The sequence below is a fragment of the Gammaproteobacteria bacterium genome (assembly GCA_003696665.1).
Classification (GTDB): Bacteria; Pseudomonadota; Gammaproteobacteria; order Enterobacterales.
Window position 1 is genome coordinate 1 of sequence record RFGJ01000226.1, and the last position, 13,266, is coordinate 13,266.

General features: G+C 49.7%; 7 protein-coding genes. All 7 read right to left on the reverse strand.

Translation table 11 applies throughout. The features are described from left to right. Nucleotides 1-480: site-specific DNA-methyltransferase (locus tag D6694_06320; protein ID RMH43953.1), on the reverse strand; the 480-nt coding region annotated here is incomplete at its 3' end. Nucleotides 481-505: 25 nt separating this feature from the next. Then, on the reverse strand, nt 506-4,954 hold the full coding sequence (locus tag D6694_06325) for a hypothetical protein (protein ID RMH43954.1): 4,449 nt from the start codon (nt 4,952-4,954) through the stop codon (nt 506-508). Between the two features lie 42 nt (nt 4,955-4,996). Beyond that, entirely contained in the window at nt 4,997-5,815 is an 819-nt protein-coding gene (locus D6694_06330) for a hypothetical protein (GenBank protein ID RMH43955.1), read from the reverse strand. Continuing rightward, entirely contained in the window at nt 5,808-8,453 is a 2,646-nt protein-coding gene (locus D6694_06335; protein ID RMH43956.1) for an ATP-dependent helicase, read from the reverse strand. Before D6694_06335 ends, D6694_06330 begins: the two co-directional genes overlap by 8 nt. Continuing rightward, a complete protein-coding gene (locus tag D6694_06340; protein RMH43957.1) occupies nt 8,450-9,841 on the reverse strand; it encodes a DNA double-strand break repair nuclease NurA in 1,392 nt (463 codons plus the stop codon). The genes D6694_06335 and D6694_06340 overlap by 4 nt, the downstream gene beginning before the upstream one ends. A 5-nt stretch (nt 9,842-9,846) precedes the next feature. Then, on the reverse strand, nt 9,847-11,850 hold the full coding sequence (locus tag D6694_06345) for a DUF87 domain-containing protein (GenBank protein ID RMH43958.1): 2,004 nt from the start codon (nt 11,848-11,850) through the stop codon (nt 9,847-9,849). Between the two features lie 11 nt (nt 11,851-11,861). Next, the gene (locus D6694_06350) at nt 11,862-12,749 is read right to left on the reverse strand and encodes a DNA adenine methylase (GenBank protein RMH43959.1); all 888 of its coding nucleotides are present in this window, start codon (nt 12,747-12,749) and stop codon (nt 11,862-11,864) included. Nucleotides 12,750-13,266: the final 517 nt, after the last annotated feature.

Here is a 13,266-nt window from a genome sequence, read left to right on the forward strand (position 1 = left end):
GGTGTTGGTGGTCAGGCGACGGCCTTCTTCATCCACCTGACCGGTGCGGCGCAGGTAGGCTTCCAGCGGCTCACTGTAGTCGTCTTCGTAGATGAAGTCATTGCCGGTATTGTAAGGCGGGTCAATGTAAATCATCTTCACCCGCCCGGCGTAACTCTTCTGCAACAGTTTCAGGGCTTCCAGGTTGTCGGCTTCGATGAAGATGTTGCGGGTGTTCTCTTCGTTCACGCCCTCGCCGGGGGCGGGGACGAGCGTCCCCTTGGAGGGGAGGGCCGCCAGGCGGCGGCTCTCCCGTTTGCCGGGCCAGAACAGGCCGAAGTGCTCCTCGCAGGCTTCGGCGTCTTCCAGGTATTCACCCAGCGCTTCGCGCAGCGTGTCCCAGTTGATTTTTCCGTCGGCAAAGGCTTCGGGGACGACGGCTTGCAGTTCGCGCAGGCGGTCTTCGGTGAAGGTGAAGGAGGGGCGGAGTTTTTCAGGCATGGTGTAAATTCTCCGTAGGGTGGTTCTATTCAGCCAGGCGCAGGCTGAGAAGTTCGGATTTAGACTGGCCGCGACCGAGGAACAGGTCAACGTAGATGATATGGCGGTTGCGGCGCGTTTTGCGCATCACACAGGTCAGATTCCAGGGGGCGACGAAGTATTCTGCCCGGCTCGAAAACTTCTTTGCCGTGTCAATTTGGGCACTAAAGTCATCGTCTGACCCTTGAATGCCCAGGTCATGGGCAGTCAGGGTGACCATCTCCATTTCATCGGCTTCCCGAATGGTCATCTTGCCGCGGCTGCGGTTCAGTTGGATGACGAAACGACGCGGCCCTGCCATCACCTGGAGTTTGATAAGCGATGGGGCAGGTTCAGGGGATGGTACGGGTGTATCTACTTCTTCGTTTGCCGAAGCAACAGGCGGCTGTTGTGTATTGCCTTTTTGGAGCAAAGCATCAACGTTTTTCGTGCCTTTCACATCTGGCAAAAGGTCTTCCAATGCATTGGCCTTTTGGGATGGCTCCCTGGTTTTATCGTCATCAGGTGAGAAAGTTCTTTCTACTGGCTTTGGAGCCACCGGCTTGGGTCGGGCATCAACATCCACAACCGGGAATGTCGGAAGTTTTGCGATGTCTATTTGCCATTCACGCGCGCGATTGTTGATCTCTTTTTGAATCTTGCGCTTGCGGTCATCGTTATCCGTGATGCCAATCTGGCGACCTTTACACACCAGCCAGCGCTGGCGTGCAAATTGCTGGTCTTCCTCGCTGGCGGGCCAGGTCTGGTGCTGGAAAACCATCTCGTAGAATTCCAGGCAATCCATCACTTTTCCAGCGCGTTCCAAAGCGCCGCCAGCCTGCTGAACGGTCAGTTGTGTGGAGAAAAAGTCTGGTCTCTTGAGCAGCCTATCGTTGAGGTACCTGGAGACTTGGTTCTGGTGCGCTGTATCAGCCTGGCTCAAGGCATCAGAAACCGACAGCAAGCGGATGAAGGGAATATCCATCTCGTATTTTTCCCACTGGTAATTGCGAATAGACTTTGCGTCATGTTCGCTCACCAGGCCTTTTACACGTTTCCCCTTGACGAAATCAAGCGCGGCATCCCATCTAGCGTTTTGCACCCAATACTCCAGCATTTTCCGACCCCAGTCGCGGGCAGAATCCTTTCTTTGCTGGGCGTAGTATGCCAGCATCCCGGCAAATCGGTGTTCTGTGGGATATTGCGCCACCAGACTTTCCAATGCAACATCGTCTTCAGTGGTTCGTAACGCCTGAAAAACAATATCAACCTGTGTTTCGTCCAAAGGCTCAGCAAGATGTTGTTTGTATAAATCTACCATTGTAGAGGCTGGCAACTTGTATTTTTGTAACAGACCGAGTTTTTCGGGGTAAGGGGTGGCGCGCAAATGAAGTTGAACGACTTCTTCATCTCGCTCAAGCAAGCCTTTTTTGTGCAGCCTGTCAGCCCGGTTCCAGAGGCGTTCCCATTCGAAAGGTTGCAGGTCTTCTTCATGGCTTTTGTTTAACAGGCCCTGGTACAGGGCGCTGATAACTACTCGCCAGCCCTTATCAGGTTCAATGTGATGGTTTTCCAACCCCTGTTCGATATCAACTAACAACGTGCGCACCTCCTGAAGAGATGTATCTTGCCGGGTTAGCATGAAGTGCGCGGCGCGTTGCTGCAGGGAATGGTCATTAAAAGCGGCGAGCAGGTCAAAAGCCTGGGCTTTCCAGTATAGGCTTTTGGCCCTGTCTTCCTCGCCAAGGTCTTGCCAGATTTGTCCGGCTTCGATGAATTTCTCTTCCAATTCGAGCCGTCGGGCATCACAACGGCGGGCATAACCTTCCCGTCCGGACATGCGGTAGTTCTGTGCAGCGCGTTGCAACAAAAAAGTATCTTTGTTGGCGATACCGCGGCTTTCGAAATCTTCCGCCAGGGTAAGAGGGTCGTCGCGGTCACCTTCCCAGTCATCCAATCGCCCTGGTTGGATTTTCCCAATATGCTTTTCTTGCCAATGGTCAGAACCATCAAAGGCGCGGTAATCATTGAGCCATCGTTGAAGGTCCGTTTTTTCAAAAAATTTCTGCCAGAAATGCTCAAGGCCGTCTATGGTGTCTACGATAATGAGGCGCTTGCGAGCACGACTGGCTGCAACATACAAACGGTTAATGAAATACTCGAGGGGTAACAACTGCTCAGAGTCTTCTCGATCCGTTGGCCCATTATGCCCATTATCCAGTAATGCTAGTAACCCCGGGTAATCACTGCGACATGCATCCCCGAATTTATAAAGAACGACACGTTGGTACTCCAGACCTTTTGCGCGCATGGGGCTGAGAATGTTACGAGCAATCGTGCCATTTTCGAGACCAAAAGTCGCCAGGAAAGAATCATTTTCCACAAAGCGTTGTTCTTCCCCTTCCTGACAGGGAAGAATAATCACCGTTTCTTGTTGTGACTGAATCATGGACCGGAAGACTTCTGAATCAACATCAAAATACACTGGTGTGCGAGATGCCTCTCTGAACCAGGTATCCTGAGGCTTCAGTCCTGGCTTACGAAAGACAAGTCCTCGTATCAGGTGAATAAAATTACACACCTGTACAATGTCTGCTGAGGAGCGATAGTTGAAGGTCAATTCTGCAGGCTCCACAATGGGGTAGTGGTCACGTCTGGCGTACAGGAGTTCCCGCATTGTAATGCCAAAGTTGCCGCGAATGGCATCCCAGTCGAAACCGGTTGGGTTGAGGGTCTGGAACGGGTCCCCGGCAAAAGCAAAAGGTAAACGGTTAAGGATGTCGGGCGTCAAACGACGACGAGCATAGAGCGATAGCCGGAAGATAAAACGCAACTCATTGAGAGAGTAATCCTGGGCCTCATCACAAAAAACAGCCACGTGTTCGGGAACATCGATGTCTTTATCCGCCCACCCGGTCAAAACCGCACGCACCAAATCCTGGTCATCCCAGTAAGCATTCTCCTGGCACCATTCTCGATAGCGCGGCCAGATTTGCTGGGATACGCTTTTGAATGTGTCTGAAGTGACGGACTTGTTGCCCGGAAGTTCTTCGAATTCAGCGATGTCGTCAAGGTACTCGCCCGTATCAGATGACAGTCCCTTGATATAACTGCGAATTACATGCCAGGCTAATTCAGCACTAATTCCAGCCAGTGATGCATCCCGGCCAAGCGTTTTCTCGTACCACAACCGAAACTCCGGATAACGGAGATAACCTCTTTCGGGAAGTTCATCTTTTTTGTCTTCTGGTAGTAAACCGTAGAGATAGTCCTTGAGGGTGTAGAAACTGGTTCGCACAAGTTCATCAATGTCTTCAAAAGCCGGTGCATCATCCCGCAATCGGTGATAGGCATTGCTCGTCAAGATAGCCTTGACATTCTTGTAGGCCGTTTCTAGCAAATCCTGGCTGTAGGTCAGGTAGAGCGGTGGCGCCTGTAGTGCATCAGCTAGGGGAAGGTAGTCGTACAAGTGTTCCGCGAACAGGTATTGCAGAATGGTAGACTTGCCGCTGCCAGGACGGCCATTGATAAACAATGGGTAGTGCCCGTTACGGCTCTGTTGCAAGACTTCGGCTTCCTCGGCAGAAAGTGAGAGATTTGCTTTCTCATCCGCTTTTTGAATGTGCTCCCAGAGGTCTACGTCGGCCAACACAAGGCTCGGGTAACTCCGCCAACTGCTGCGTTTTAGAACACTCTTTTCGGTCGCAGTCAATACACCATGGTACGCCGATTCTAGTTCCTGTCTGTCTGATTGGTTGTTGGCGTGTAATGGGGCAATGAGAAAAAGTACTTTTTCATCACAAAGTGCCTTGTAGAGAATTGCTGTATTGTTCTCACCTTCTAAGAAGGTGGTATTACAATCGCCATTGTCAGCATTCTGCACGGCTTGCGTAACGATGCTGAGAATGTCCGATAGCCTGGTAGACAAATTATTCTGGCTGGAGGATTTCTGAGGAGATGTCCGTTCTATCCAGGTTTCACTTTCAAGGATAATCCAGTCGCCTTGCTCATGATGGCTGCTACGGGACCCCCATAGGAAGATTTGCTCTTCCTGTGAGAGTTCTTGCGGCAACATCTCCGGCGGTGCGGATTGTAGTTTTTCTTTCCAAATTTCCTCAAGGGATGGGGTTAACTGTTCGCAATCTTGGCGAAAATTGTCCTCAAAAGATTGCGAATCTCTTGAGAATTCTTTGTAGTCAGGTGAACTTTTTGGCCAGATATGCCAGAAAATGAGCAATCGGGCATCGACATCGCCTTCATAAGGTACTTCACCTATTATCAGGCGATAACTCTTCCCTAGACTTTTCTTACGAAAAATTCTGGGAAAGAAAGAAAGGTTGCCCACTTCTTGGGTGCGGTCTATTTTCTCGGCGAGTTTCTGCACCTCTCCCAATTCGCTGTGCTTTTTTGCTTCTTTTTCGCACTCTGGGGTGATGTAGGTGAAATAAGCAGGCATTGGAAGTTCCTCCTCTTGATGGTTTTTTAAGGTACGTGTTGCCTAACTCGCATCCAAACTGGCCGTGCGCCAGTCTTCCTGGTCAGGGTCGTCTTCAATAAAATACGCCATACCGCGCTCGGCGAAGCGTTTGCGTCCTGTAGCATATTGCCGGTAGGAAGCGCAGGAGAAGCGGGCATCGCAGTTGCGGCACACACGGGTTGCAAAGCGCTCCTTTCGCCAGACGCCAGCGATAAATGTCTCCAGCACGTCTACAGGAGGCGGAGAAAACTCGCCGTTTTCGATTTTGTCTACCGTCTCCCCAAAAGTGTAGATGGTGCGGTCCTTATGGGCTGGGTCGTACTCAATGGGAATAACCGGCTCCCATTGATTTAAAGCCGCCTCCAGCACCTGGGGGTCGGGATTGTTTAGAGCATCCCTTACCTCACTAGGGTAGTCAGTGGCAATCACGGCCATCTCGTCCAAAGGTTGTTGACGTAATTCTTGCCAAATGTGGGCGTACACGTTGAGTTGCTGCTTGTAGAGTTCCAGATTCGCGCGCACATAGTCTGCATCATGCGTTTTGATATCATACATCACTACGCGGTCGTCCTCGCGCACGATGTCTACCACGCCTTCGATGGTGTATTCGCGCCCTTGGGGCGTTTCCTGTCCGGGCAAGGTCAGATGGACTTCCGTATCCGTGACGCGTTCGGCTACCTCGCGCAACTTGTGCCAGTAGAGCAACACCTGTTGCAGAGCAGTCTGGCGGGATTCTGCCGAAATGGAATGTCCGCTCTCGGCCACTAACAACTCAAAATTTTCTTCGAAAGCATCGCGGATAAAATCTTCGATGGAGGGAAGCGTTGTTTCCTCAGGCATCCTGACCTCCTGCGGCTGCTGCCTTGCGGCGACGAATGAGTTCGTGATGCAAATCTTCTAGCGTACGATGCACCAGTGAACCAAAGAACATCGTCTGGGAACGAGAGGGTACAAAGCCAAATTTACGGAAAATCATGTACTGACGCGGGCACTTCTGATAAAGCAGGTAATCGGCAGTGAAAGAATACACTTTCGGGACTTCCTCATCCCGCATGGTGGCTGGCGGCATGGTTGTAATGTCAAAATCTGGAATTCGAGGCAAAGCATCACCCAGAAGCGGCCTGAATTGGGTCGTGATGTTTTGCCCCCGGCCCCTGAAGTGCGCCAAAACGAGCAGGTTTTGTGCTCGCGAAAGTGCCACATAGAACATGCGCGCAATGTCGAACTCGGTCATGCGCTTCAATGGTTCTCCTTGCGGACGGGAAAGCATTGGGCGCACCAGTTCTTCGATTTGAGGGGCTCCTCTGTTCTGCTTGTAAAGATTCCCCAGTACAACAACAGGGAACTCCAGCCCCTTGGCCTGGTGAATGGTCAAGAAAGGAATGCGGCCGCGCGGGAAGGGGTCTTCCGGGTTTTCCCATTCGCTTTCGCCCAACCGGAAGAGCGCGAACAAGAAAGAATTGAAGAAAATACCTGTCAGTTTGTGTTCTTCCAGCAAATCCGCGGTAATGATGCTGACTCGTTCATCGGTAAAACGCTGCAAGTATTGGGTAATCAATCCCAGATTGGCTACTGGACCTTCATCGCCCTTGTGCTCAGCCTGGTCAAACATGGCCTTGAAATGTTCAAAGCCCATCAGACGGTAGAAGAGGTCCAAAAAATTCCAATCCAGCGACGTGGCTCTACGAATGACGTAATTCAACAACAGGGGGTATCCTTCCCGAATACGTTTTTGCACGATGCGATCAAAATATGCACTGCTAACCAGTTTGCGCCCTGTTTCGGACAAACCGGGAGCATCATAGAGCAAACGCTTCATTGTGCGCAAATCATAAGGTCGCTGGAGATCCCAGTGTTGACGTTCCACCACCTTCAGGAGGGCATGGTAATCGTTAAGTGCCCGCTTGAGTTCCTCTTGACGGTCATTGATAAATTGGGCCAAACGAGGGTCACGACGTCGCAAAGTCTCTCCACGGGCTTCGATGGTGTTCAGCCAGTCTCGAAAATCTTTCACATCTCTCCCCATACCGCGCATCCCCGGCTTGCCAAAAATGAGAGCGTACACGCCAAACACATCCAGTGCCTCATCCACCTCCAAAAAGCGCCCAGCGCGTGGCGCATACACCTGCAATCCCTGGGCTTCCAGAGCATCTCGCATACGTCCCACTTGTGTGGATTTTAGTGAAGGATACAGAAATGCAATCTGGTTAGGATTCTCTACTTTGCCTTCATCCAGCAAGCGGCGCACAAAAGCAGCGATTTCCTCACACGCATTGTCTGGGTGAGATGGTGTAGATGCCACTACGGCTGGGAGAGAGTCGCTGCGATGCGCACGAATTTTTTTGTCTACACGGTAGGTTGTTTGTCCATCGTTGCTGCGCCAGTTTGTTTGTTCCATGAACTGACTGTAGAATTCCACGATGCGGCTGCGGGAGCGGTAATTAATATCCAGGGCAATTTGGCGTGGGGTAACACCTAAATGCTTCTGGCAACGCTGCGGAAATTGGACAAAATTTTCTACTGTGGCACCGCGAAAGCGGTAAAGCGCCTGGTCATCGTCCCCGACTACGCATAGATTTTTCGTTCCAGTGGACAATTTGAAGAAAATGCGTTCCTGGATGGTGTTGGTATCCTGGTATTCGTCAACAATGACGTGTTTGAAAACTTCTCCGCTGCCAGGAAAGTTTTCCAGCACGTGATAAGCCTCTTGCTGCAGTAGTGCAAAGTCTGTCACCCGATTGTCTTGCAGTGTTTGTCGGTATCCCTCGTATAACCGCAGGAGCAAGGCGACGTCTCCGGGAGCGAAATCGCACCAGGAGAATTCTCCCAACCGGCTTTGTAATACATCTGGGTCAAGCAATTCTTCAGAAAAGCGATTGAATGCTCTTCTTAAATTTTCAATTGCACGGTGGCGTGATAGCGATGCGAGTGAATCAAAAATCAAGTTGATTTGTTCAGCCGCATCGTCTGGGTGCAATCCAGCGTATGTCACGATTTGGTCCCACAGACGATTAAAGTGGAAATACTGTCCCAAATCATCCAGCAGAGCGGGAGGGCGCGGACGATGACGGTCGGCAAAAAAGCGCCGTCGGTCAGAGAGCAACCGATGGCAAAGCGAGTGTACCGTGCCAACATACATGCCGCTCAAGTCAAAAGATTGTCCGGTGTGATTGGTGACAAGTCCCAAAAGGGAACGCAGACCATCGGTCAACTGCTTTGCGGCTTTTTCTGTGAAGGTAGACAGGAAAATCTTTTCTGGAGCCACGCCATGATAGACAATCAAATTCAGCGTGCGCCAGAGAAGGACTCGCGTTTTCCCCGAACCAGGCCCCGCTGTCAGGTAGAGCGGGCCGTCTACATGCAAAATTGCATCGCGTTGAGCGTCATTGGGCGTGAACTTTGCCATTTTCCATAGACGCTCAATAGGAGGTGGTTCGTTGTCAGTAATGGCTTGTAAGTGCTCTTGTATGGTAGTCATGCCAATGCCCTCCGGGTCAAAAGGTCAAGAACTCGCCCACCTGGTTTCATACTAATAGATGTATAGCGATGGGCCAAGGCAATCGGTATTACTGCATCCTGGTAAAGTTCCGTTTGCAGGCGTTCAATCAAGCTGATAGCAACTGGCAGATTAGTGTAACGTTTCCATTCGGTTTTTTCGTGCACAAAATCGCTTCCGGGTTCTTCTTTGGATTTATAGGGGTACGGCAGTCCAAAAACAAACGTTTTACCTTCAGGAGTTTTGAAGATGAAATCCTGCCCATAATATGTCTCAAATCCGAAGCCATTCTTAGATGGTTTGCGGCTGGCAAGGATGTATTTATAGCGATAGTCGTCGTCAATAGCAAACAGACCATCAGGGGGGAGGAAGCGATCAATCATCCTGACATAATCCATGATTTGACCGCTTTTTTGCAGACCGATCATTAAAATAGGGGGGGATCCCTTTTTTGCTAATTTTCGATTGACCTCATCAAGATAAATCATGATGCTGCGGTGTAACCAGGCCGCATTTCCAAATACTGCTAATGGTCCATCTACAAAGAAGGCAATATTTTTGAGAGCCAACAATGCTCTTTGATGAATCAAGCGTATGTAATGAATTGGAAGGAGGTGTTCTAAAATCATCATCAGGCGAGAAAGCGCCGTGCCATTTGATTGATAATCATGCACTTCTTCCCACAAACGCAAACAATCGCTGGGATACACCGGCTGTCTACAATGAGGGCAAAATTGCTGCTCTAATTTGTCCTCAAGTTCAATAGGCCCTTTTTGACAGGATGGACATTTGTGCAATTTAAGCGTGAAGGGATTTTTCGTCCCCAAGTTTCCTGCTCGCCGAGAAGCCAAATGGAAAAGCGTGCTTCGCAGACTGGTATGAAAATTACCTGGTTCAAAACGAGTTTTCTCGCTTAACAGTTGTTCATCAAGCGCTGCTCGAAAACTATCGCGCACGCTATTGTGGCCTGGCAAACAGACGTTCGCGCTTGGTAAAACAAAAGTCAAGGCAGTATTGTTATCCTGTAGAGCCGCGACTTTGAAGGGGTCTACAAAGCGGCCATCGCGTAAATTGGCGAATTCTTTCAGGCTAAATAGAACTGCCCCTACCTGAATGTATCCCAGTCGAGTGTTTGGAATACGGTCGTTGAGTGCTGATTCATAAGGGCTACCGTCAGTTGCCAGTACTAGTTTTGGCAATGCATCCTGTTTAGAACGTGGAGGTGGTTGGAAAACAGAGGCTAATTTTTTCGCTTCTTCCTCGGACGGAGGCGTCAAATATTCGCAAGTTTCCAAAAAGGCTTGAACATTGGGATTCTTGACGAAATCAGTATGTGCGGTTTTTCGGGAAAATTCATTTAGATAAGGCATTGGCTCTACTCCCCTGTTTCTGCGATGTCCCGCTCGCGGCGCTGCTCTGCTTCAGGGTCAAATTTATCAATTTGCACCGGTACAACAAAGGGGCTGGATAACGTCTTCACGCGCGCAAAACCAACATCCTGGGCGCGGATGAGCGAGTTGCCGAAATCTGCAAAATCGTAGAATTGTGCCAACTCCTTGACTTCGCGAGCATTATTCAAATGCGTGATGAACCAGTTCTCGGTGTTGGCCAGAATATTCGGATGCATGGATGAAACTTCTTGTGTAGCATAAACCAGGCTGATGCGGTATTTGGCGCCCTCTTTGGCCAACCGTGGCCAGGTTTCGGTCAAGTCCATGCCTTTGCCAATCAGGTTGTGGGCTTCTTCGATGTAAACGACAATATTGGGGGGAGTCTTCCCTTGCACAAAAATCGCCATGGAATTTTGGAATATTTTGTGCGCAATGCGCGTACTTACTTTTTCTCGAATACGTGCATCCCCTACGGACAAGTCGAGAATTACTATTTTGCCATCCTGGAGTAAATCATAGATTTCATCAGCAACTTCTGTTGTGCGTCTTGGAGAGTGATATTTAATTGCATCTGCCAGAATTTTAAAACCTGAAATGTATGTCTTGCCTTGACGTTGCGCAATCATGTCTAGCAGGGTTTTCAAGGAGTCATCTACCCAATCTTTGCCAGATGAACTTTTGAGAGGAGCTTCTTGATTGGCTTCTCGCAATGCCAAGAACCACTGCTTTGCCTGTTCCAAAGTTAAGCCGCTTCCTGTTGGATTAGGCAGTGATATGGAAGACTTCTCGCTGACTTTTGCTGAGACTTCTTTGTTTGCAGAAAATTTAATACGGAAATTCTCTGGAGGGGTAAATCCGGCTACATAGAGAAGTGTTCTGTAGGCAGCAACTCTCACTTCCCAACGCCTATGTTCGCCAACATCTGATGGATCAGGCTCATCAAGAGAAAGGTTAACGAAGGCCCGCACATAGTCGGTGGTCACTCGGTTGGCTTCTTCCAGTTCACGTTGAATGATTCCAAAACCTTCATTCAATTGGTCATAAAAATTGGTGCGCAATTCGCGAAATCCATCAGTCTTTAGCATGCGATATCGGACAGTATCGTGTGGATAAATATCTGCCAAAGCACCTTTATCCTGCTGATTGGCGTTGGCATATTCCCCATTGATGTCGTAAATAATTTGTCCGATTTTGGCGTGACTTTCATCGGCTACCCGCTTGACAACCGAGACTAATTGCTTAATCATGTTCGATTTGCCCGTGCGCGTCATACCCAACACAGCTGTACGGCGAGCCAAAAAATCAGCGGGCTGCACAAAAACCGGCACTTTCTCTGCCCCAGGAGCGCGGCGATGCAGACGGTCGGTAGAGGTGTAGCGCACAGTGCCAATTCGGAAAGGCTTTATTTCACCCTCTAACCCTAATTGTGCCGCCATTTCACGAGCAGCATTCCGTCGAATCGGATCAACATAATTGACGATGGTCTCAAGTGCCTCTCCATGCGGACGATATACGTTCAGGCGCGTAGCGGTAGCAAATGATTCCAGGTCACTGCCTAACCAGAGCTCATTGCCATCCATGAAAAAAGTTCCCAGCACGCGGCATTTCAAACCACCGAACTGCATCTCGTTGCGGGTGATATCGTCCAACTCGCGGTCCGGTGACCCCTGTGGGCTTTTCTGGTCTTTGAAGTGGTCAATCTTTGTTCGCACCAGGTCATCGTCTTGGGGCAGTTTGGCCGATCCCAAAACGCGCAATAGGATTACCTCCATTTCTTCATCTGGAGTCTGCGCCAGATTTTGCGGGTCAAAGGCGGCAGCGACTAAGAAGCAGTTGTGAGGAATGCCTTGTGCGCGATATTTCCACAAATCGTTTGTCATGACATAAGCAAAGTCGTAATCAATTGAATAAACCCAACCGACGAAATTCTCGGGCTGCAACAACTTCCCCAAGGTCGATGTTGCCAGAATTTGGTTAATGTTTTGCATAAAACGCCTCCTCACTGACGCCCATTGAACTCAGGCAAAACTTCCAAATTAGAAAGGATTACTTCTTTACCAAGTTTTCTTTCCCGTAGTGAAAGGCTATAAAGCCATTCAACATCCGACCGCTTAGTCCCATTTTTGCCTAAGGCAAGGGCCTTGCCATAGAGAACTTCAACTTGTTCGGCAGAATCGTAACTAAGCAGCCATTTATCTTGCAGCTGCAAGAGAGCATCTCGCAATGCCAAATGATCAGCCTCCGAAAAATAATGACGATACAATTTCTCTGCCTTCTCAAAAAAAGGCGGATCCAAATAGAAAAATACCTTATCGTTCGGGAGTTTACCTTTCCGTTGTTCTGCCCGTATCATTTGCAACCCTTCTTCCCAGGATACATTCCACACTGCATAGACATATTCACGAAGTGCTGCAATTCGCCGAACACGCTCAATCAAAGTTCGGCGCGGAAAGCGACAATCAATCTTGTAAGGTGAAGCCTGTGACCTCCCGCCCAAAGGGCCTACTTCAGGTCGCAAAATACCGGAAAAACTGGTACGGTTGAGAAACAGGCAAATCCACGCCTGCTCTCGGGTCGTAGTAGGAGTGCTTTTCTTAGCCACACGCCAAGCCTCCAAAGTTACTGGAGCGCGCTCAATTTGCTCAATCAACCATTTGCTGTCCCAAAAAACTGTTTTCCAGAAGCTAGCAACCCACGGGTCAAGGTCTACCAAAATGATCTTATCAACCTTTCGATTCTGGAGTAAATGCAAGGCTACACTTCCCCCTCCCACAAATGGTTCAACATAAAGATGAGGGCGAAAATGATTGACTTCCAATACCTGTTCTACATACATCATCAAGCGTCGCTTGGATCCAGGATAGCGCAATGGGCTTAAAAAAGGCATAGAAAACACCCTTGCTACGTGGGGAAAATCAGTGTGACAGTTGTCTGTTGGACGTGTGAATTGTATTCAGATCTCTCTACCTTGGCAGTGGCACGGAGTAGGCGCTCTTCCGTCGTCCGGGCACGATCTGGTTGGTAATGCCTTCATCGGTGAATAGAAAGTGGCGCGCCGGTTCTTCGAAGGGCGAATTGATAACCGGATTGGTGATGACGGTATCGCTCATGCGTGAACTCTTTCCCTGTGAAACGCTGACAGACCGCCTCCCCCTTTATCGGTTGGGGAACATGTTTATGGCGCTCATAGGCTTTGGTGCATAAATCGACATGACTTGATAAGCAGGTACACTCCATCGCGCGGCGCTGCTGAGTGGATACCCGGGCAACGACCAGCGCATCTCCTACCCCAGCGACATGGTTAAAAGTATACCTGAAATTTCCCCTGTGCGACGTCTTTTCCCCGCTGCAAATCCGTCACACAATTCATCTTGTACGACGCCATCCCCCTGAAAGGCGTCGCA

Excerpts from the sequence above, each read along its gene's own strand:
- D6694_06325 (RMH43954.1), bottom strand. The coding sequence starts at position 4,954 with ATGCCTGCTTATTTCACCTACATCACCCCAGAGTGCGAAAAAGAAGCA.
- D6694_06330 (RMH43955.1), bottom strand. The coding sequence starts at position 5,815 with ATGCCTGAGGAAACAACGCTTCCCTCCATCGAAGATTTTATCCGCGAT.
- D6694_06345 (RMH43958.1), bottom strand. The coding sequence starts at position 11,850 with ATGCAAAACATTAACCAAATTCTGGCAACATCGACCTTGGGGAAGTTG.
- D6694_06340 (RMH43957.1), bottom strand. The coding sequence starts at position 9,841 with ATGCCTTATCTAAATGAATTTTCCCGAAAAACCGCACATACTGATTTC.
- D6694_06335 (RMH43956.1), bottom strand. The coding sequence starts at position 8,453 with ATGACTACCATACAAGAGCACTTACAAGCCATTACTGACAACGAACCA.
- D6694_06350 (RMH43959.1), bottom strand. The coding sequence starts at position 12,749 with ATGCCTTTTTTAAGCCCATTGCGCTATCCTGGATCCAAGCGACGCTTG.